This is a genomic window from Bradyrhizobium manausense, from assembly GCF_018130615.1.
In the GTDB taxonomy this organism is placed as follows: Bacteria; Pseudomonadota; Alphaproteobacteria; order Rhizobiales; family Xanthobacteraceae; genus Bradyrhizobium; species Bradyrhizobium manausense_A.
In genome coordinates, this window is sequence record NZ_JAFCKB010000004.1 from 70,990 (window position 1) to 92,237 (window position 21,248).

Genomic DNA, 21,248 nt, shown 5'->3' on the forward strand with positions numbered 1-21,248 from the left:
CCTGCCCGGCAGGCGCCGATCACGCCTGTGAGCCTGTCTTACCCGGAGACTCGGCGCACGGGAACGCCGACCGCCGAATGGCAGAAGGCAGCCAGGAGCATGTCAGGCAGATGTCAGGTGCAGACGGTCGTCCCTACCCCACGATCCCGAGCAAGGATCGCGCCTCGGCTGCAGTCGCCGCGCGCCGGCCGTGGCGCGCGAGAGCCTCACAGGCGACGGTCACGAGCTCCGCATTGCTGGCAGCGAGGCGCGTCTTGTCGATCCGGATGTTGTCCTCGAGCCCGGTGCGAACTGCGTCGGCGCCCCGCGCCAGCGCCCAATCCATGACCTCGGCCTGGTGGCGTCCGATGCCGGCTGCGGTCCATGTCGCTTTCGGGATCAGCCGCTTGAGCTCTGCCAGCAGGATGTCGAGCACATGCTCGTCGGCCGGCATCGCGTTCTTGACGCCCATGACGAATTGCACGTGCGGGCGCGCGTCCATCAACCCCGCCTCGATCAGGCGGCGGGCGCCGTGCAGATGCGACAGATCGAAGATCTCGATTTCCGGACGAATGCCATTTGCCTTCATGCCGGTGGCGAGAGTCTCGACCAGGGCAGCGCTGTTTTCATAGACGATGGTCGGAAAGTTCACCGAGCCGGTGGAGAGCGACGCCATGTCGGGCTTCAGATAGAGCGACGATCCACGCGCCGAGGGATCGCGGCCGCGCCCGCCGGTCGAGAACTGCACGATCATGCCAGGACAATGCTTCCTGATGCCCTGCTGCACCAGGGCAAAGCGTTCCGGGTCGGATGACGGCGTCTCGTCGTCGTTGCGGACATGGATATGCGCGAGCGCGGCACCGGCCTCGAAGGCTTGTTGCGTCGATTCGATCTGCTCGGCCGGCAAGATCGGCACCGCGGGATTGTCCTTCTTGCGTGGAACGGAGCCGGTGATTGCGACGGCAACAACAGCGGGATTCATCCTGCAACCTCATCATGATCGCGCTCACGCGCTTAAAACTTCAATCGACAGTCACACTATATAGTGAAGCGTTGCCGCTGCGAACATCATCGCAGCGGCCTCTCTCCTGACGTCAGGTCCGAACCGCGGCAGCAGCGCCCGCCGCGCCCGCACGCTGCCGCTCATAGTCGGCCCGCGCCATCGGAACGGCGGTGGGGTTGCCGAGATCGTCGATGCTGATCCGATAGGTCTCCCGGGCCGTGAGGGCCGCCAGCGCCGCGATGACGGTGATGCCGAAGGCGATCGCCCCCACCGTCAACGGAATGTTGGCCGAGCCGGGAGGCGCCACGGTCGCAAACAGGGCCGGAAGCAACGCGGTGATGGTCGTTCCGATGTTCTGCGAGATCGCCATCGCCGACACGCGGGTGCGCGTCGGGAACAGTTCCGGATAGAAGCTCGGGAAGATCGCGTTGTAGCCCTGATAGACGACGCCCCACATCAAGAGCGAGACCAGGATCGCCAGCGGCACGTTCCTGATGCTGATGGCATAGAGATAGAGGAAGGCGAGCACGCCGGACAGGAGCGCACCCACGATGATCGGAGGTTTGCGGCCGATCTTGTCGGACAGACTGCCGACGAAGGGAATGACGAACACGGCCACCATATTTCCGAGAACCGGGATCCACAGATAGACGTCCTTGGCAAAGCCGATGCCGTAAGCCGGCTGGACCGCGTAGGCCGCGCCGAAGATGGTCGCAACCACCGGGATGACGTTCATCAGCGCCATGCAGATGACCCGGAGCATGTCGGGCCAGCTCAGCTTGATGGCCTGAACGATGGGCGCCCGCGGCGTTTCGCCCCGCTCGCCCTCTCGCGCAAATGCCGGGGTCTCGTCGACTTCGCGGCGAATGATGTAGCCCGCGACGATGACGAAGAAGCTGAGCAGGAAGGGAATCCGCCAGCCCCAGCTGTTGAAGGCGTCGGTCGGCATATAGGCCGCCAGCGGCAGGAAGACGGCTGCCGCCAGAATTTGTCCGGCCTGCACGCCCTGGAGGGCGAAGCTTGCATAGAAGCCGCGGCGACCGAACGGCGCGTGCTCCAGGATCATGGAGCTTGCGCCGGAGATTTCACCGGCCACGGCGAAGCCCTGCACCAGGCGAAGGACGACCAAGAGAACCGGCGCGAGGATGCCGACCTGTTGGTAGGTCGGCAGGATGCCCACTGCCATGGTGGAGAGGCCCATCAAGAACATGCAGACGATGAGGACGGTCTTGCGTCCATGGGTGTCGCCCCAATGTCCGAGGACGAAGGCGCCGATGGGCCGGGCCACATAGCCAACGCCGTAAGTCGCCAGCGATGCAACGATGGCGACCGTGGGATTGTCCGACGGGAAAAAGATCTGCGGGAAGATCAGCGACGCAGCGGTCGCATAGATGAAGAAGTCATAATATTCGAGGGCCGACCCGATCCAGCCGCTCGCAGCGGCCTTCCTCGACTGGCTCACGTGATGGATTCCGGTCATCCTGGGTTTCCTCCGAACTGGTTTGCTGGCGTCCCGTGGGCGGGCTTCTTGGAGAAACTGGGCAGCATTCGCCGCGCGCTGTACGGGGTCTCCGCAAGCGTTTGTCACTGCCGACAGGTGTTTGATTGACGCGACAATAGGCTTTCGCCGGGCTAACACAATTACCCAGTTATGCGATAAACCTAACATGATGTTATCTAGGGCAAAGCCCCCGGACTGCGCTCATACGCGCTGACCGAGGGTCCGGCACGCCGCCGCGCAAATCACACCGGCGGATTGAACGTCCGCACGAAATACACGGGCTCCCTGCCCTTCTTCAGACGATAGAGCTGAGCCGGACGGTTCGGGCCGCGCCGCATCTTCGCGACCGGCTCGATCATGTCGGCCGACAGAATGCGGGTGCGGAAAGCGCTCTTCTCAAGAGAACGGTCAAGCACGATCTCGTAGACGCGCTGCAAATCGGGCAGCGTGAATTCCGCGGGCATCAGGAACGCGGGCAGCGAGGTGTATTCGACCTTGTTACGCAGCCGCTGGATTGCGCTGGCCAGGATGTCGCCGTGATCGAAGGCGAGTTTCTCCTTGAGCCTGCCGCCGCCGATCGGAAACCACCGCGCATCGTTCGTCAGTGCGCTTGCATCCGCCTGGATCAGCGCGAAATAGGCGTGGGTCGCCGACCAGCCGCGCGGATCGCGCGCAGCGCTTCCCCAGCTTCCGAGTTGCTCCAGATAAGGGCTGATGACGCCGGTCTTCTCCTTGAGCTTGCGTGCCGCGCAGGCTGCGAGATCGCGATCCTTCGCGACATCGACGAAGCCACCGGGCAGCGCCAAGCTTAGCGGAAATGGTTCGCCCTCGCCGGCCGGACGCTGCACCAGCAATACCTGAAGCCTGTCGTCGCGAATCGCAAAGATCACGACATCGACCGTGGTCAGGGGCCGCGGGAAGTCCAATTGTCCCGCTTTTCCAAGCGCTTCGGCCCGAGCTTCACCCGCCATCGGCGACCTCCCCTGTTCGGCCTTGACAGTAGCATACTTAGTTGTACAGTCCAACTTACTTAGTTGTTCAGACCAACTTATAAGCTAACGACAGGAGTAAGCCATGTTTGGTCTCAGGTTCATCAAGGCGCAGCCCACCACCTACGTGATGAAGTACCGCGCCGGCGCTGTCGTCGCCGAGGGCACCGGCCTCTCCACGTTCTACTACGGCCCGGTGACCACGCTCGTCGCCGTCCCCGTCGGCAGCCGCGACGCCGCCTTCATCTTCCAGCAGATCGCGCGCGACTTTCAGACCCTGACCGTGCAGGGCCACGTCACCTATCGCGTCAGCGAGCCGAAGAAGGCGGCATCGATGCTCAACTTCACACTGAAGTCCGACGGCAAGACCTACGAGACCGACGATCCCGAGAAGTTGCCGGAGCGCATTCTCGGCACGGTCGAGGTGCTGGCGCAGCAGGCCATCAAGGAGCTGACGCTGAAGGATGCGCTGCAGGCTTCCGACCGCATCGCCGACATCATTGCGGGCGGCTTGCGCGGGCGCGCCGACATCGAAGCGCTCGGCCTCGAAATCCTCGGCGTATCGATCCGCGGCATCAAGCCGACGCCTGATACCGCCAAGGCGCTGGAGGCGCAGGCCCGCGAAGCGATCCTGAAGACTGCGGACGAGGCGATCTTCGCGCGGCGCAATTTCGCCGTCGAGCAGGAACGCGCCATTCGCGAGAGCGAGCTCGACACCGAGATCGCGGTGGAGCAGAAGAAGCGCTCGATCCGCGAGACCCAGATGGACGCCGAGGCCAGCGTCGCCGCCAAGCGCAACGAGCTGCGCCAGGCCGGCATGGCCGCGGATATCGTGCTGGAAGGCAAGCGCAAGGATTTTGTCGGCCTCAACGCCGAGAACACCCGGACGCTGGCCGATGCCGAGGCCTATCGCGTCGGCGCGCTGATGAAGATCTTCGAGGGCGTCGACACCCGCGTGATCCAGGCGCTCGCTGCGGCCGGCATGCAGCCGGGCCAGCTGATCGCGCAGGCCTTCTCCGGCATCGCCGAGAAGGCCGAGAAGATCGGCCAGCTCAACGTCTCGCCGGACCTGCTCAGCCAGTTGATCGACAAGCCGAAGCCGGAGGCCGCCAATGCCCGCCGCCAATGACCGCAAGATCGTGCTGGTGACGCGCAAGACCAGGCTGGAGGACCTGGTCGCGCGTTACCTGACGGCCGCGCAGGCGCGCTTCTATGTCGAGCATCTCGGCGCCGACTTCTCCGACTATGAGCGCGAGCACGAGGTCTATCAGGCGCAGCGGCACGCGACGCTGCAGGTGCTGGAGCAATGGGGACGCTATCAAGTCATCGAGCGCGGCTTCCTGCCCAACTTCATCTTCGCGCCCGACGACATCGTGGTCGCGCTCGGCCAGGACGGCGTCGTCGCCAATACGATGAAATATCTCGACGACCATCCGCTGATCGGGCTCAACCCGGACCCTGCGCGCTATGACGGCATCCTGCTGCCCTTCGCACCGCACGACCTCGCGAAGCTGCTGCCGGAGGTCGCCACCGAGAAACGTGGCAGCCAGGCTGTGACCATGGCGGAAGCGCGGCTCAGCGATGGGCAGGTGCTTCATGCCGTGAACGACCTCTTCATCGGCGCCCGCACGCATGTCTCCGCGATCTACGAGATTGCGGCCGGCGGGACGACGGAGCGACAATCCTCGAGCGGGTTGATCGTCTCAACCGGGCTCGGATCGACCGCCTGGTTCAAAAGCATCGTGACCGGCTCGCTCGCGATCGCCGGCAGTTTGGGCTTGCCGCCTCCGCTGGACGGCTATGATGCCCTGCCCTGGGACGCACCCGAGCTGCGTTTCGCCGTGCGCGAGCCCTTCCCGAGCCGTCACTCGCAAACCAATCTCGTCTGCGGCCGGCTCGCTTCCGAGGAGCAGCTGCGCATCCGCTCGCTGATGGCGGAAAACGGCGTCATCTTCAGCGACGGCGTCGAGGCCGACCGCCTCGACTTCAACGCGGGCGCCGAAGTGACGATCGGACTTGCCAAGCGGCGTGGGCGACTGATCGTGTGAGGCTGCTAGCTTCCGAGCGCGTTCTCGCCTGCCTTGCGGCCGGGCACGCTGACATGCACCTCATGTCCCTGACGAAGCGCCAGCGAGGCGGCGGCAACCGCCGATTCGAATGCCGATTCCTTGGTGGCATATTTGCCGTTGACGTTGCCGTCGTGCAGCACGCCCCACTCGTCCTGGACCGGTACGATCGCGTATTGGGCAAGACCCATCATCCCTCTCCTGTCGCTGCGTAACCCTATCGTTGAGTCACCTGCGCATGCGCCGCCGTCACCCGCCACACCGTGTTGCCGCTGTCGTCAGCGACCAGCAGCGCGCCGATGAAGCCGGCGATCGTGATCGGCACCGGCATCGGATGAATGGGATGGCCCGCGATCTGCGCTGTCGAACGCACGCGCACGATGTCTTGCACGATTGGCCTCGTGTGGCATGTCACCCTGCCCCAGCGGCCAACTCGTGCTTGCGGTGATGGTTCCTAGGATTGCGCCGGAACCGGCGTAGCCGCCTGATACGCTTCGTAGGCGCGCTTCAGGCCGTCCTCGAGCGAGGTCGTCGCGCGCCAGCCGAGCTTGTCGAGCCGACTGACATCGAGCAGCTTGCGCGGCGTACCGTCGGGACGCGAGGTGTCATAGGAGATCTCGCCGCGATAGCCGACGATCTCGGCGACCACGCGGGCGAACTCGGCGATGGCGATGTCCTTGCCGGTGCCGATATTGATCAGCTCCGCACCCGAGTAGGTCTTCATCAAGTGCACGCAGGCATCCGCCATGTCGTCGACATAGAGGAATTCGCGCCGCGGCGTGCCGGTGCCCCAGACCGCAACGGTCTTCGCGCCCGCCAGTTTCGCTTCGTGAAAGCGGCGGATCAAGGCGGCGACCACGTGGCTCAATTCGGGATGATAATTGTCACCGGGGCCGTAGAGATTGGTCGGCATCACGCTGATGAAGTCGCTGCCATATTGGCTGCGATAGGCTTCCGCCATCTTGATGCCGGCGATCTTGGCAATCGCATAAGGCTCGTTGGTCGGCTCCAGCGGACCGGTGAGCACGGCATCCTCGCGCAGCGGCTGCGGTGCGAGCTTCGGATAGATGCAGGACGAGCCGAGGAACATCAGCTTCTCGGCACCATTTTGATGCGCAGCGTGTATCACGTTCGACGCAATCGCGATGTTGTCGTAGATGAATTCGGCGCGCAGCGTGTTGTTGGCGACGATGCCGCCGACTTTTGCCGCGGCGAGAAAGATCACTTGCGGCCGCACGCGCGCGAACCAGTCGAACACGGCGGCCTGGTTGCAGAGATCGACCTCGCGCCGGTCGACGGTGACGAGATTCACACTCTCCCGTGCCAGCCGGCGCACGATCGCGCTGCCGACCATGCCGCGATGACCGGCGACGTAGACGCTCTTGCCCTTCAGCTCAAACGGTACGCTTGCCATTCGCGATGTCCCGTTTGGCATCCGCCAGATCGTTCGTCATCATCTCTTCGACGAGCTGCCCAAAGGTCCGCTTCGGCTTCCAGCCGAGCACCTGGCGCGCCTTGCTGGCGTCGCCCACGAGGAGGTCGACCTCGGTCGGGCGGAAATAGGTCGGATCGATCTTCACCACCGTCTTGCCGCTCCTGGCATCGACGCCGGTCTCGTTCACGCCTGCACCGCGCCATTCGACGCGGCGGCCGACCTGCGCAAACGCCAACTCGACCATCTCGCGCACCGAATGCATCTCGCCGGTGGCGAGCACGAAATCGTCGGGCTTGCCGGCCTGCAGGATCATGTGCATGCCCTCGACATAATCCCGTGCGTGGCCCCAGTCGCGCTTGGCCTCGAGATTGCCGAGATAGAGCGTGTCCTCGAGTCCCACCTCGATCCGCGCCACGCCGCGCGTGATCTTGCGCGTCACAAACGTCTCGCCGCGGATCGGGCTCTCATGGTTGAACAGGATGCCGTTGCTCGCGAACATGCCATAGGCTTCGCGGTAGTTCACCGTGATCCAGTAGCCGTAAAGCTTGGCGACGCCGTAAGGCGAGCGCGGATAGAACGGCGTCGTCTCCTTCTGCGGAATCTCCTGCACGAGGCCGTAAAGCTCGGAGGTCGAGGCCTGGTAGAACCGCGTCTCCTTCTCCATGCCGAGGATGCGGATCGCTTCCAGGAGCCGTAGCACGCCGATCGCGTCGGCATTGGCGGTGTATTCCGGACTCTCGAAACTGACCGCGACGTGACTTTGCGCCGCGAGATTGTAGATCTCGGTCGGCCGGATCTGCTGCACCAGGCGGATCAGATTGGTCGAATCCGTCATGTCGCCGTAATGCATCAGGAACGGCACGTTGCCGACATGCGGGTCCTGGTAGAGGTGATCGACGCGTGCGGTGTTGAACGAGGACGAGCGCCGCTTGATCCCGTGCACGACATAGCCGAGCGACAGCAAATGCTCGGCGAGATAAGCCCCGTCCTGGCCCGTCACACCGGTGATCAGAGCGACCCGCTCAGCCATATCCGCAAATGCTCCCAAAAATGCTCCACGGGCAGCCGGCTTCCAGCTCCCGGCCGAGACCTGTCCTTGTCTGACATATCGTTCGCCGGGGTCAACCCACTACGGCGCTAAACCGTTCTTTTTCCGAGGATTCCAGCCGCGAGCCCGAGACCACCGACGATGGCTGAAGGCCAACCTTGAGAAGCTGGTAACTCTTGTGTGGTGTGATTTTCCCGCAATATCTGGCGGGGTTGGGGTTCGCATGACGTTCCGGGAAACAGCAGCAGGCATCGACCCGCGCGAGGCTAATCCGCCGCCCTTTCGCCGTGAGCACGGCGACATTCAGACCGCGGTCGTGAATCTTGTCGACCGCCTGGCCCCCATCGTGCCCGTCGCGCGTCAGGTGGATGTCGCGCGCGAAATCGCAGGTTTGATCGCGCGCATGCCGAGCACGATGGGCAGCAACATGTTCCTGCGCCAGAGCATCATTCGCCGTAGCACCGCGACATCAGATCATGTGATCGACGGTTTGGCGGCCTGGATCACCGTCCTGTTCGACCTTGCCAATCTGCAGCAGGATCGCGGCAGGGCCATGAGCCTCGAAGCCAGGATTCCGAAAAAGGCTCTCGATCGTCTCGCACGGGCGCTCTCGCGATCACGCAACGGCTGCATCATCGCCGTGCCTCACATCGGCAGCCTCGAACTGTTCGCGGCACATCTCAAGGACCGTGGCTTCAACGTCGGCTTCGTCTATTCGATCGGCCGCCAGCCGACACCGACCGAACGGTGGATCTACGCCGGCCGGAGCGCGACTGCTGCTACGCCGATCGCGTTCGCACGACGCAACACCGGAGCCGAGATCTCGCGGATCCTCCAGAACAAGGGCGTCGTCTTCATGGTCGTCGACGTCTACCCCAGCGCCAAATACGCAGGGATCACCGTCAAGACCCACGATTCCGACTTCCGCTACCCACCCGGACCGGCGCGCTATGCGCGGACGGGCACGCTGGTCCTGCCAGGCTTTGCGTCCCGCCGCGATGCGACAGGCTTTTCGATGAACATCCTCGCCCCGATCGAATACCGGACATGGATGCCCGTTGAGGCCGCCGCGTCCGAATTCACACAGGAGATCGCGGCTCAGGTCGATGGCTTCACGGCGGAGCAGCCTGCCGCCTATTGGCTCTGGCATCCGATCCCCAACGATCCCTATTTCGCCATCGCGCAGCGGCAGCGCCCGGATCTCCTGACCGCGATGGCGCCTGAAGATGACGAGGCCGTCGCTCTCGCGGTGGAGGCCGCTGACGCCAAATGGGCGGCATCTGATTTGACCGATCCGATCCGCTGGATGGAGGCTCCGCCTCTTGCAGCGTCCGCGCTGGCGGAAACTGTCGGCTGACTGACAGGCCGCAATATCCCATGAGCCGGCCGCTTGTCGCGATCCTCGCCTGCGCCGCCCTCGAGGCATCGGGCATCGCGCTGATCTTCCCGTCGCTGCCAAATCTGCTGCGTGCCATGGCCGGCACAAATAACGTATCCGCGCTTTACGGGACGCTACTGGCCCTGCACGCACTCACGCAATTCGTCGTCACGCCGGTGCTCGGCGTCATGTCGGACCGGCTCGGCCGCCGGCCGGTGCTGTTGCTCGCCCTTGCCGGATCGACCGTCGACTATCTGATCATGGCCTTCACGCCATATCCGTGGCTGCTCTTCGTCAGCCGCACCATTGCCGGTCTCACGGCGGCGGGCGTGGCGATGATCACCGCCACCATCGCGGACATCACACCGGAGGCGGAGCGCGCTCGCCGCTTCGGCCTGTTCCACGCCTGCTTCGGCGCCGGCTTCGTCATCGGTCCTGTCATCGGTGGTATGCTCGGCGACATTTCACTACGTGCGCCGTTCCTTGCCGCTGCTGCGGTGAGCAGCGTAAACGTCCTGCTTGTCCTGTTCGTTCTCCCGGAGACACACCGCACCGAGCGCAAGCCGTTCGCATGGCGGACGCTGAACCCATTTGCGCCGCTGCGCTGGGCCCTGACGTTTCGTACGCTGATCCCGCTGCTGTCCGTGTTCCTGCTCGTCAGCCTCGTCGGCCAGACCTACAGCACGGTCTGGGTGCTTTTCGTCACGGATCGTTTCCACTGGACCGCGACCGATATCGGCGTTTCGCTCGGCGTCTTCGGCGCATTGGTGACCCTGGTGCAGGCCTTCGCCATTGCTCCGCTCACGAGAAGGCTCGGCGAACGCGGCACGCTTCTTCTGGGCATCGGCTGCGAGGCCGTCGCGCTCTTTATCCTCGCCTTCGCGCAGGCAGGCTGGATCGCCTTCGCGCTGATCCCGCTGATCGCGTTCGGCGGCATCAGCGCGCCGGCACTTCGCGCGCTACAGTCGAAAGCTGTCGATGGCGAACGCCAGGGCCAATTGCAGGGCGTCGTCGCAAGCTTCGTCAGCCTGGCTGCCATCTTCGGCCCGCTCGCCTTCGGCGGCGTTTACGCCCTGTCGCGGCCGGGTTGGTCCGGCCTCGTATGGGTCATCGGTGCCGCGATTTTCGCAGTCACGGTACCGATGGTGTTGGCCGTGCCGAAGCGAGCGGTCGAGCAAGGATGAGTGAGTTGACGGCGATCCCATCAGAGGATCGCCGCCCACGATAACCCGTTCTACTGCGAACGATCCGAGGTCCAGCCCTTGTAATCCTTGATGTTGTCGCGGGTCACGAGCTTCGACGGCAGCAGTTCGACGGTCGAGGCCGGCTTCTGTCCGTTGAGAATGCCGACGCCGACCTGCACGGCGCGCCGCGCCATGAAGAACGGGTCTTGCGAGGCTGACGCCTGGATCTGCGGCGATGCCGGATCCTTGAGCGAGGCCTCGATGTCAGGCGCACCGTCGACCGCCGTGATGATGATGCCGCTGCGGTTTTGCTGCTTCGCCGCAAGATCCGTTCCGATCGCTTGCGGATCATTGATGGCGAAGATGGCGTCGATCTTGGAAAAACGGGTCAGATAGCCTTGTGCAACGGTGAGCCCACCTTCGCGCGAGCCTTTGCCGTCCTGGTCGCTGGACAGCACCTTGATCCCCGCATTCTTCGCAAAGACGTTCTTGCAGCCGGTGACGCGGTCGATCACGGCCGAGACCTGCGGGCCGTTTTCGATGATGACATCGCCCTTACCTCCCAGCTTGTCGACGATGTACTGGCAGGAGATCTCGCCGGCCTGGACGTTGTTGGTGGTCACGGTGGCATCGGCGCCTTCAGCCGCGGTGTCGACAGCAACGACGACAATGCCCGCCGCCTGCGCCTTCTTGATCGCCGGCCCGATCGCCTTGGGATCGCCGGGGTTCAACAGGATCAGGTCGACGCCGGCAGCGATGAAATTGTCGATCTGGGTCACTTGCTTGCCGAGATCGTATTCAAAACCGACGGTGGTGATCTTCACATTGGGATTGGTCTTCTTGGCCTCGAACTCGGCGCCCTTCGACAGTGCGACGAAAAATGGATTGCCCATCGAGCCGAGCGAGACGCCGATCGACTTGAGCTCCTTGGCAGAGGACGGCACGGTGGTCAGGGCCAGCGCCATCGCGGCGCCGGCAAGCGAGATCGTCTTCAACATTGGCTTCCTCCCTGGTCTGTCTTCATCCCCGGGCACGGCAGACCAGTTGCCGTAGCCGAATTTCACGTCGCACACTCACATGCGCGCCAACCTACTTAGGTTCTGGCAGAACCTTGCAGCCGATAACGATCCAGCGCGACCGCGCCGATGATCACCAGGCCTTTGATGACGTATTGCCAGATGTCGGAGACGCCGACGAGGATCAGGCCGTTCGAGAGCGCGGCGATGATCAGCGCGCCGATCAGCGTCCCCCAGATCGATCCGATGCCACCGACGAAAGACGTGCCGCCGAGAATGACTGCGGTAATGGCGTCGAGCTCGTAGCTTTGTCCGAGTTGCAGGCCGTTGGCCGCATAGAGCCGCGCCGCCTGCATGGCGCCGCCCAACCCGGCCAGCAGTCCCGACACGCCATAGACGAAGATCACGACGGCCCAGACCTTGATGCCGGCAAGCCGCGCCGCACTCTCATTGCCGCCCACCGCATAGATATGCACGCCGAGCACGGTCCGGCGCAGCACCAGCCAAGAGACCAGGATGACGAGCAGAGCGATCACCGAGAGCCATGGGATCGACGCCACGCCGGGCACGAGCGTCAGCGATCCGTTGCCGATGAAGGCATAGGGAATGGACGGATTGAACACCGTGGTATCGGCGCCGAGCAGCCGCGCCAGGCCGCGCACGGCAGTCAGCGAGCCCAGCGTGACGATGAAGGGTGGCAGGCGCAGCAGCGCGATCAGCGCACCATTGACGATTCCGAAGCCGAGGCCGGTGAGAACCGCGGCCGGCAGCCACAGCGCGCCCAGCTCGGGCAGTTTCGACATCGTCAGGCCGGCCATTGCCGACGCCGCCAGGATCGAGCCGACCGAAAGATCGATGCCCCCGGTAAGGATGACGAAAGTCATGCCCGCGGCGAGCACGGTGTTGACGGCAGCCTGCTGCAGGACAATGCCGAGATTCTGTCCGGTGAAGAAACGGCCGTCCGACAGGAAATGGAAGCCGAGGCTGAGGATCAGCAGCACGGGCAGCATGCCGAGCGCGCTGATCAGCATCCTCACCCGCTGGCGCTTCGTCTCTGCGGCGCCCCCGTTTGTCATCGTCGGAGCGGGTCTGGCCTCCGAGGCAGCATTGTCAGGCATCGATGTGCTCCGTCCCTGTGGCAAGCGCCATGATGTCTTCCTGCGTCAGCGGCGAGTTCGGTCCGCGCGTGACCTCGCCGGCGATCTGCCCGGCCCGCATCACGAGGACGCGGTCGCAGATTCCGATGATTTCGGGCAGATCAGACGAGATGACAAGGATCGCGGTGCCGGCCTTGGCGAGATTGTCGATGATCGAATAGATCTCCGACTTTGCGCCGACGTCAACGCCGCGCGTCGGCTCGTCGAGGATCAAAACCTTTGGCGCAATGGCGAGAAGCCGCGACAACAGCACCTTCTGCTGGTTGCCGCCGGAGAGGCCACCTGCGGGGACACCGACATTTGCGGCACGGATGCTGAGCCCCGTGAAGGCCCTGTCGGCGCGCTCGCGCGCCTTGTCGCGATCCAGGAACCAGCGGAGCGTCGCGTCACGACCGAGCACGGCGAGATTGATGTTGTCCAGGCACGACATGTCGAGAAACAGGCCCAGCGCCTTCCTGTCCTCGGTCAGATAGGCAATGCCCGCCTCGAGCGCCTCGCCGGGCGTGCGAATGTCGATCGGTTGGCCTTCAAGTTCGAGACGGCCCGAGATTTTTGGCGCCGCACCGATGATGAGGTGCGCAAGCTCGGTGCGGCCGGCTCCGATCAGGCCGGCAAGCCCCACCACCTCGCCCGCGTGCACCCTGAGCGAGCAGCCCTTGACGCGTTGCCCGTCAGCCATGTCGATGGCGGTGAGCACGGGGTGCCCCTTCCCTGCCTCGGGATCATGATCCTTCTTGTAGAAGGAGGAGACGTCGCGCCCGACCATCATGCGGACGATGGCGTCGGCGCGGATGTCCTGCTTGTCGAGCGAACCGACCAGGCGGCCGTCGCGCAGCACGGTGACGCGATCACCGAGCGCATAGACCTCATCCATGCGGTGCGAGATATAGATGATGGCAAGCCCCTCGGCGCGGAGCTGACGGATCAGCGCAAACAGCCGCTCGCTTTCGCCGGCCGACAGCGCGGTCGTCGGCTCGTCCATGATCAGGATTTTCGATCGCGCGTGCAGCGCACGCGCGATCTCGACGAGCTGACGCTGGCCCATGGACAGATGCGCCACCAATGTCGACGGCAGGAAATCCGCGCCCAGCCGCTCCAGGATCGGACCGACACCTTCACGCATGGTGCCCCGCGCCAGCAAACCTGAACGCGAGATCTCGCGCCCGAGATAAATATTCTCCGCAACGCTCAGATTGGGGGCCAAAGACAGTTCCTGATAGATGATCGAGATGCCCGCGGCACGGCCGCCAAGCGGGCCTTCGATCCGTGCCGGCTTGCCTTCGATGCGGATCTCGCCGCCAGGATCGGGCCGGTAGGCACCCGACAGGATCTTCATCAGGGTCGATTTGCCGGCGCCGTTCTCGCCCATCAAGGCATGGATCTCGCCGGCATAGACCGTCAGATCAACGGCGCGCAGCGCCTTGATGCCGAAGAAGGATTTTGAAACTCCCCGCATCTCGAGGATCGGATCGTTCATCGTGCCTCCCGGCACATTGCGTTTCCCCTCCACGTCTCTTTTTTCAGACGCGGTTCGCGCATTAAACAAAAGGCCGTCGCACAGGGCAACAGCGAAAGCGATGCTAGAGGCTCGGCCGGTACAACCCACGCCAGGCGGGAAGTCGTTCGGCATAGGCTTCGGCCAGCCCGCGATCGGGCGCGAAAGTCTCGACGCGTTGCGGCGGCGTACAGACGGCTTCGATTGCCTCGCCGGTGACAGCAAGCCGCCCCAATCTCGCCGCACCGAACGCCGCTCCGGTTTCACCGTCGGCAAAGCGATGAATCGGAAGATTGAGGACATTGGCCAGCACCGACAGCCAGAACCGGGACCGCGAGCCTCCGCCGATGACATCGGCTTCCGCCACCACGATGCCGGCATCGCCCAGCGCGTCGCGGCAATCCGCAAGCGCGAAGGCAACGCCCTCGAGCACCGCCTGAACAATCGCCGTGCGGTCCGTGCCGTGGCTCAGACCATCGAGCATGCCGCGCACGACGGGATCGTCGTGCGGCGTCCGCTCGCCCGCAAGATAAGGCAGGAAGCTCACCGCAGAGGGCGCCTGCGGGCGGGAGCCCAGCGGCACCAGTAGCTCGGCTTCAGTGACGCCGAACAATCGTGCGGCCCAGGCCAGGCATGACGCCGCCGAGAGGATCGCGCCGGCTTGAATCCACATGCCGGGAATCGCGTGGCAGAACGTGTGGACCACGCGATCCGGGTTGGCGGCAATGTGGTTGGTCGGCGCCAACAACGCGCCCGAAGTTCCCAGCGAGATAAACGCAGTTCCAGGCCTGATCGCGCCGATTCCGATGGCGCCCGCCGGATTGTCTCCGGCGCCGCCCGCGATCATCGGACGCCTCGCCATACCCCAGCGCTGTGCGAATTCGCTCCGGAGCGTTGCCGCCGGCGCGCATCCTTCGACCAGACGGGGCATGTGCGCGCGCGACAGGCCAGTTGCAGCCAATGCGGCATCCGACCAATCCCGGCGCGCGGCGTCCAGCCACAGCGATCCCGATGCGTCCGAGACGTCCTCGATCGCCTCGCCTGTCAGCACCAGCCGCAGATACGCCTTCGGCATCAGGACGCGCTTAGTCGCCGCGAAAATCTCCGGCTCATGTGTCGCGATCCAGAGCAGTTTTGGCGCCGTGAAGCCGGGCATCGCCTTGTTGCCGGTCGTCGCGCGCAAGGCAGGCCAGCGCTGCTCCAGGATGCGGCACTCCGCGGCGGATCGCCCGTCGTTCCAGAGGATGCAGGGCCGCAACGGCCTGTCGCTCGCATCGAGCAACACCGCGCCATGCATCTGGCCGGACAATCCGATGCCTTCAACCGCCGCCAGCTCTTTTCCGTGCGATGCCTTCAAAGCGTCCAGCGTAGCAAAGGTCGCTTCGAGCCACTGCGCGGGATCCTGCTCGAAAAAGCCAGGCTGCGGCGAGGCTATCGTCAGAGCCCTGCTCTCGCTTGCAATCACGCGCTGGGCGTCGTCGACGAGGACCGTCTTGACTGCGGAAGTGCCGAGGTCGATGCCAAGATACATGGCGGATGTGGTTCCCGTGGGTTCAGCGGCCGCTGCGAACGTGGCCCGCAACTGCGATCGCGTCCAATGAGCGCACGATCGCGGACAAGGTACTATCACATCAGATCGCAACATTTTGCGCGCGGATATTGCAACCGGCGCGGCGGTTGCAGGTTGCCAGCTGTGGTTGATTGGACCACAGTGATGGAAAGCGAGCACCGTCTGTCGCGTTTGCACAGGCTTGGTCCCCTTGCCGCGCCGGAGCAGCCATGCAGCGATCCAGGGCCGTCTTTATCACGGGTTTCGTCTACGCCGTGATCGGCCTGGTGCTCGCGGGCGGCGGCCTCTGGCTTGCGGCATTGGGGGGATCCATCTTCTACGTCGTTCTCGGTGTCGGCATCCTTGCCACCGGCGCATTGTTGCTGGCGCAGTGCCGCTCAGCGCTATGGCTGTTTGCGATCGTGCTGGTCGGCACGCTGGGATGGGCCGTCTCAGAAGTGCAATTCGACTGGTGGCCGCTCGCATCGCGCGGCGACATTGTCGTCCCCATGGCGCTCTGGTTGCTGACGCCGGTGATCGTTCGCGGGTTGGTGCGAGACCAGCCGGCCTCCTACCGCAGCGCGACACTGCCGCTCTGGATCGGCGTCGCCGCGTCGTCCGTCGCCCTTATCATCGCGCTGATGTCGAGCTACCACGACATCAACGGCACGATCGCCCAGCAGGCGGCGGCCGTGCCGCAAAGCGACGCCGATCCTCAGCCGGATGCCGATTGGCGCGCCTATGGACGAACGCAATTCGGACAGCGCTATTCGCCGCTGAAGCAGATCACGCCCGACAATATCGGCAAGCTCCAGGTCGCCTGGACTTTCCGCACCGGCGACGTGCCGACGCCGGAGGATTCCGGCGAGACGACGTTCGAGGTCACGCCGATCAAGGTGCGCGACACGCTCTATCTCTGCTCGCAGCACCAGGTGCTGTTTGCGCTCGACGCCAGGACCGGCAAGGAACGTTGGCGATACGATCCCAAGCTGGTGTTCAACAAGACGTTCCAGCACATGACCTGCCGCGGGGTCTCCTACCACGAGACCGCGGCCGGCGCCGTCGACAGCAGTGGCACTCCCGCGCCCGCCGAATGTCCCCGACGGATCTTCCTGCCCGTCAACGACGGCCGCATGATCGCCGTCGATGCCGACAGCGGCAAGCTCTGCGAGAATTTTGGCGATCACGGCAGCCTCGACCTGCAGCAAGGCATGGGGATCAAGACGGCGGGCTTCTTCGAGCCGACGTCACCGCCGGTCGTCAGCGACAAGATTCTGGTCGTCGCCGCCGCAGTGATCGACAATTACGGAGTCGACGTGCCCTCGGGCGTGATCCGCGGCTTCGACGTCTACACCGGCAGGCTGGTTTGGGTCTGGGACTCCGGCGCGGCGGACGAGAACGAGCTGCCGTCGCCGACGCGGCACTACACCAACGGTTCGCCGAATTCGTGGATTGCGGCCTCGTTCGACCCGAAATTGAACCTCGTCTACATCCCCACCGGCAATAACGGGCCCGACATCTGGGGCGGCAATCGCAATGCGCTGGTCGAGCGCTATTCCAGCTCGATCGTCGCGCTCGACGTCAACACCGGCAAGCGCGTCTGGTCGTACCAGACGGTGCATCACGACCTCTGGGACATGGACGTTCCCTCGCAGCCGAGCCTCGTCGATGTGAGCACGGCCAAGGGCGTCGTTCCTGCGATCATTCAACCGACCAAGGTGGGCAACATCTTCGTGCTCGATCGCAGGACCGGCGAGCTGATCGTGCCGGCGCCGGAGCGGGCCGTGCCGCAAGGGGCCGCGCCCGGCGACCGTACCGCGCCGACACAACCTTTCTCCGAGCTGACATTCCGCCCCGAGGCGAAACTGACCGGCGCGGACATGTGGGGCGGCACGCTCTTCGACCAGTTGCTGTGCCGGATCATGTTCCACAGGCTGCGCTATGAGGGCACGTTCACGCCGCCATCGTTGCAGGGCACGCTCGTCTTTCCCGGCAATCTCGGCATGTTCGAGTGGGGCGGCATCGCGGTCGATCCGGTGAGACAGATCGCCATCGCCAACCCGATGTCGCTGCCCTTCGCTTCAAGGCTCATGCCGCGCGGACCCCAAAATCCTCCGGCGCCGACGGCCGAGAAGCCGGTCGGCAGCGAGGTCGGGACGCAGCCGATGTATGGCACGCCATTCGGGGTGGAGATCTGGAGCTTCCTCTCGCCGCTCTCCGTGCCGTGCTACCGGCCGCCCTGGGGCTCGATGGCGGCGATCGATCTGAAGACGATGAAGATCATCTGGCAGCATCCGAACGGCACCATCCGGGATACCACGCCACTGCCGCTGCCTTTCAGGATGGGCGTGCCGATGCTGGGGGGGCCGATCACGACCGCGGGCGGCGTCGCGTTCTACACCGGGACCTACGAATACACGATCCGCGCTTACGACGTGCGCAACGGCAAGGTGCTCTGGGAGGACCGCTTGCCGGCCGGCGCCCAATCGACGCCGATGAGCTACGAGGTGGACGGCAAGCAATATGTCGTCACCGCGGCCGGCGGCCACGGCTCGTTCGGCACCAAGCGCGGCGACTACGTCATCGCCTACGCCTTGAAGGATTGAGCCAGGAACGATCAGCCCGCGAACGTCCCATAGGGCGCCGTCAGCGAGTTGTAGGACGGGCTCTTGATGATGCTGTGCAGGTTTCTGCGGCGTGCGCCCATGTTGCCACCATCGTAGAGCGGGAAGCACATGGCATCATTCATCAACTCGGCCAGCGGGTGCATGTCGGTATAGCTGTCGACGCCGACCAGCCGCATCGCATCATAGACGACCTCGACGCAGGTCTCGGAGCAGAACACCTTTGTCATCACGGCGAGCTCGTGCTCCCTGCCCCTGGACAGATCGTATTGCTGGCAGGCTTTCCAGGTCATGTAGCGGCATGCCTCGATCTTCATTTTCATGTCCGCGAGCATGTATCCGACTGTCGAATACTCGATGATCGGGTGCGGTCCGGAGCGGGCGTCCTTCCTGGCGAATTCGACGGCGTGCTCGAAAGCGGCGCGCATCACGCCGACGCAGGCCGCGCCGATCAGCGCGGCGGTCCAGGCGAAGTTCGTCGAAACGATTTCGATGCCGTCGCCCGGCTTGCCGAGAATGTTGCCGGCGGGAACGCGCACGTTTTCGAACGTCATGCGCGGGGAAATCGTCGCCCGGTGCCCCGACGTATCCAGAAGCCCCGTCACCTTCACCCCTGGCGCGCTGCCGGGGACCATGATCACGGCCAGCGAGTCCTGGGCGCCCTTGTTCGGATCGGTTCGGCAGACCACGGCGTAGAGATGGCAGTTCTTGCCGTCCCAGCCGGTGCCGTTCGTGGTGTAGTGCTTTTCACCATTGATGACCCAATCATCGCCCTCCCTGATCGCGAAGGTCTTGACGCCAAATCGCGGATCTGGCGCATCGAAATTGGCGCCACCCGTCACCTCGGTGAAGGCCAGCGCACCGAGCAACGATCCGTCCGCGACGAAGTCGGGAAGGAAACGCCGCTTTTGCTCCTCCGTGCCGAACATGCTGACGGGCTTGAGGCACAGCCCGGTTCCAAGCATCGCGCTCGGCACGTTGACGTCGACGACGCACAGCTCTTCCGCGGCAAGCGCAAAATCGAGCGTCGGGATGTCCGTGCCGCCGAACTCCTTCGGGATCAGCCCTTTGACGAAACCTGCATCGACACCCTGCTTGTGAAACGGCCTGATCGCATAGAACCGTTCATCCGGCTTGGCGTATTTCCGGATCGTCGGCCGCACATCCTTGAGCACTCCTCTTGCAAACGCGCGCGCGCCGTCGCGAAGCGCAATTTGATCTTCGCTGAGCCTGAAATCGATACCCATGGCCGCTTCTCCCCGTGGAATGACCGCTGCGCAATTCTGACATTGCGGGCGTGACCATTCTTGGCGAGATGCGACCAAATAGTTGGTCTGGAGTGCACTCTGGAAGCGAGGCTAATCCGGCTGTTGCCTGTGCCGATAAGCGCGCGGCGAGGATCCGAAGCGCTGACGGAAGCTCTTGTTGAAATGCGAGATGTCGCCAAAGCCCCAACGGAACGCCACATCGGAAATGCGCCCGTCCGCCGACGCGCCGAGATCGTCCGCGCAGCGGAGCAGCCTGCGCTCCAGGACGACCTGCCCGAACGACTTGTCACTCTCCTCGAACAGCCTGTGAAGATAGCGGATCGAAATTCCAAAATGCGACGCAACAGACGTCGCCGACAGCTGCGGATCGGCCAGATTGGTTTCGACGAACTTCATGATGGTAAGGTGGAGCCCGCGCCGGATGGATTGACGCCGCGCCGTTCGCGCTTCCTCGGTTGCGCCGAGCGACAGCGCCGTCAGATTGACGAGATCGCCCGCCAGCGGCTCGAGCGCTTCCGGCGGCAGATCCGCGACGCGCAGGGCAAGGGACTTCAGAAAGTCGACCGTGATCTGACCGAGCGCCTGACGGCTGGACACGCAGATGCCCGTCGAGCAGTCGGGCGCCCGCAACAGCGGCCGCAACATGTGCCGCGGAATGCGAAACGAGAGCACGTTCCAGTCGTCGATGAAATCCAGGAAGTAAGGCCGGGTCGAGTCGACCACGGCAAACTCGTTCGGTCCGACAATCGTTTCGCGGCCTTCCGTCTCGTACCGGCATCGGCCGGCCAATTGAAGATTGACGAAATAAACCTCGTGCGGCGACTTCCTGATTTCCGAGTCCCCCCGGATGACATGGTGGGCCTTCGACTGAACCGTCGTCACGTTGATGGTGGACAGCGGATGGGCCGTGACGCGGCTGGGAAACCGGCGCGAATTCTGGCCACGCGGCCGCTCGGGTCTCAGCGTAACAAAGGCCTCACAGAGCACCTCGCGCCAATAGGCAAACTGCTCGTGCTCGGGCAACTCCTCGGTGTTCCAGATCTTCATCAGGCCACCTCCCGCAGACGCCATCGTCTGCCCGATCATGCAATACTAGCGCCACTCCGATCCGGATGCGACGAACTCCTTGCTGTGGGTGGCAGGATAAGGGACCCGACCATTGCCCCCGGGGCTGCCGTTGTCCACGCAGGGATCGTCGAGCAATCAGGTGAGATGGGAATTGCTTGTCGAAGCTCGTCGGATCGGGCCGCGCCCGACCGGCTAAGAGATTGGAGGGATTGGAGCGGGTGAAGGGAATCGAACCCTCGTATTCAGCTTGGAAGGCTGCTGCTCTACCATTGAGCTACACCCGCGACAGGGGCTCCCTAACACGGCCGGGCGGCGGTCTCAACTGCTCCGGACCGGTCTTTCCCGCCTCGTCGAGGGACTTGTTCCCGCCTCCGGGCACGCCCCCTTAACGGCGCGGCGATTTAGCCCTATATTGAGGGTCCCGAAACCAACGAAAGGAGGTGATCCAGTGTCTTATCTCAAGCGCTGTCACCTCGCTGGGATCGCCC

General features: G+C 64.1%; 18 protein-coding genes and 1 tRNA gene. 5 read left to right on the forward strand and 14 right to left on the reverse strand.

Annotated elements, in window-relative coordinates; all coding sequences use genetic code 11:
* Nucleotides 1-133 precede the first annotated feature (133 nt).
* The 3 genes from JQ587_RS09180 to JQ587_RS09190 form a co-directional block, all read right to left on the reverse strand.
* The gene (locus tag JQ587_RS09180) at nt 134-961 is read right to left on the reverse strand and encodes a 3-oxoadipate:acetyl-CoA acetyltransferase (RefSeq protein ID WP_212425080.1); all 828 of its coding nucleotides are present in this window, start codon (nt 959-961) and stop codon (nt 134-136) included.
* Nucleotides 962-1,073: 112 nt separating this feature from the next.
* Nucleotides 1,074-2,462 (reverse strand): MFS transporter, encoded by a 1,389-nt coding sequence (locus JQ587_RS09185; RefSeq protein ID WP_212425081.1) that lies wholly within the window; start codon nt 2,460-2,462, stop codon nt 1,074-1,076.
* 263 nt (nt 2,463-2,725) lie between these two features.
* Entirely contained in the window at nt 2,726-3,454 is a 729-nt protein-coding gene (locus tag JQ587_RS09190; protein WP_212425082.1) for an NUDIX hydrolase, read from the reverse strand.
* 103 nt (nt 3,455-3,557) lie between these two features.
* Between JQ587_RS09190 and JQ587_RS09195 the strand changes: the two genes are divergently transcribed.
* On the forward strand, nt 3,558-4,601 hold the full coding sequence (locus JQ587_RS09195) for an SPFH domain-containing protein (protein ID WP_212425083.1): 1,044 nt from the start codon (nt 3,558-3,560) through the stop codon (nt 4,599-4,601).
* On the forward strand, nt 4,585-5,520 hold the full coding sequence (locus JQ587_RS09200; RefSeq protein WP_212301626.1) for a diacylglycerol kinase catalytic domain-containing protein: 936 nt from the start codon (nt 4,585-4,587) through the stop codon (nt 5,518-5,520). The genes JQ587_RS09195 and JQ587_RS09200 overlap by 17 nt, the downstream gene beginning before the upstream one ends.
* A 5-nt stretch (nt 5,521-5,525) precedes the next feature.
* On the opposite strand, the gene JQ587_RS09205 is transcribed toward JQ587_RS09200, so the two are convergent.
* The 4 genes from JQ587_RS09205 to gmd form a co-directional block, all read right to left on the reverse strand.
* Nucleotides 5,526-5,729 carry a hypothetical protein gene (locus tag JQ587_RS09205; protein ID WP_212301824.1) on the reverse strand — a complete coding sequence of 68 codons (204 nt, stop codon included), beginning with the start codon at nt 5,727-5,729 and terminating at the stop codon, nt 5,526-5,528.
* Nucleotides 5,730-5,755: 26 nt separating this feature from the next.
* Nucleotides 5,756-5,929 (reverse strand): DUF2231 domain-containing protein, encoded by a 174-nt coding sequence (locus JQ587_RS09210; RefSeq protein ID WP_212425345.1) that lies wholly within the window; start codon nt 5,927-5,929, stop codon nt 5,756-5,758.
* A gap of 63 nt (nt 5,930-5,992) precedes the next feature.
* Nucleotides 5,993-6,952 carry a GDP-L-fucose synthase gene (fcl, locus tag JQ587_RS09215; protein ID WP_283815606.1) on the reverse strand — a complete coding sequence of 320 codons (960 nt, stop codon included), beginning with the start codon at nt 6,950-6,952 and terminating at the stop codon, nt 5,993-5,995.
* Nucleotides 6,933-8,003 (reverse strand): GDP-mannose 4,6-dehydratase, encoded by a 1,071-nt coding sequence (gene gmd, locus JQ587_RS09220; protein ID WP_212425084.1) that lies wholly within the window; start codon nt 8,001-8,003, stop codon nt 6,933-6,935. Before gmd ends, fcl begins: the two co-directional genes overlap by 20 nt.
* Nucleotides 8,004-8,244: 241 nt before the next feature.
* On the opposite strand from gmd, the gene JQ587_RS09225 reads away from it, so the two are divergent.
* Nucleotides 8,245-9,378 carry a lysophospholipid acyltransferase family protein gene (locus JQ587_RS09225; protein ID WP_212425085.1) on the forward strand — a complete coding sequence of 378 codons (1,134 nt, stop codon included), beginning with the start codon at nt 8,245-8,247 and terminating at the stop codon, nt 9,376-9,378.
* A gap of 20 nt (nt 9,379-9,398) precedes the next feature.
* Nucleotides 9,399-10,583 carry a TCR/Tet family MFS transporter gene (locus JQ587_RS09230; RefSeq protein ID WP_212425086.1) on the forward strand — a complete coding sequence of 395 codons (1,185 nt, stop codon included), beginning with the start codon at nt 9,399-9,401 and terminating at the stop codon, nt 10,581-10,583.
* A 50-nt stretch (nt 10,584-10,633) separates the two neighbouring features.
* On the opposite strand, the gene JQ587_RS09235 is transcribed toward JQ587_RS09230, so the two are convergent.
* The 4 genes from JQ587_RS09235 to xylB all read right to left on the reverse strand — a co-directional run bounded on the left by JQ587_RS09235 (nt 10,634) and on the right by xylB (nt 15,782).
* Nucleotides 10,634-11,581: an ABC transporter substrate-binding protein gene (locus JQ587_RS09235; protein ID WP_212301630.1), complete on the reverse strand. Its 948-nt coding sequence runs from the start codon at nt 11,579-11,581 to the stop codon at nt 10,634-10,636.
* A gap of 95 nt (nt 11,582-11,676) precedes the next feature.
* The gene (locus JQ587_RS09240; RefSeq protein ID WP_212301631.1) at nt 11,677-12,717 is read right to left on the reverse strand and encodes an ABC transporter permease subunit; all 1,041 of its coding nucleotides are present in this window, start codon (nt 12,715-12,717) and stop codon (nt 11,677-11,679) included.
* Entirely contained in the window at nt 12,710-14,233 is a 1,524-nt protein-coding gene (locus JQ587_RS09245) for a sugar ABC transporter ATP-binding protein (protein ID WP_212425087.1), read from the reverse strand. Before JQ587_RS09245 ends, JQ587_RS09240 begins: the two co-directional genes overlap by 8 nt.
* A 103-nt stretch (nt 14,234-14,336) precedes the next feature.
* Nucleotides 14,337-15,782 (reverse strand): xylulokinase, encoded by a 1,446-nt coding sequence (xylB, locus tag JQ587_RS09250; protein ID WP_212425088.1) that lies wholly within the window; start codon nt 15,780-15,782, stop codon nt 14,337-14,339.
* Between the two features lie 248 nt (nt 15,783-16,030).
* On the opposite strand from xylB, the gene JQ587_RS09255 reads away from it, so the two are divergent.
* Nucleotides 16,031-18,406, forward strand: coding sequence for a glucose/quinate/shikimate family membrane-bound PQQ-dependent dehydrogenase (locus JQ587_RS09255; RefSeq protein WP_212425089.1), 2,376 nt, complete (start codon nt 16,031-16,033; stop codon nt 18,404-18,406).
* An 11-nt stretch (nt 18,407-18,417) separates the two neighbouring features.
* Here JQ587_RS09255 and JQ587_RS09260 read toward each other — a convergent pair whose 3' ends face one another.
* From JQ587_RS09260 to JQ587_RS09270, 3 genes are all read right to left on the reverse strand, one after another.
* On the reverse strand, nt 18,418-19,671 hold the full coding sequence (locus JQ587_RS09260; RefSeq protein WP_212301634.1) for an acyl-CoA dehydrogenase family protein: 1,254 nt from the start codon (nt 19,669-19,671) through the stop codon (nt 18,418-18,420).
* A gap of 111 nt (nt 19,672-19,782) precedes the next feature.
* Entirely contained in the window at nt 19,783-20,739 is a 957-nt protein-coding gene (locus JQ587_RS09265; RefSeq protein ID WP_212425090.1) for a helix-turn-helix domain-containing protein, read from the reverse strand.
* Nucleotides 20,740-20,970: 231 nt separating this feature from the next.
* Nucleotides 20,971-21,044 (reverse strand) — tRNA-Gly (locus JQ587_RS09270).
* Between the last annotated feature and the right edge of the window lie 204 nt (nt 21,045-21,248).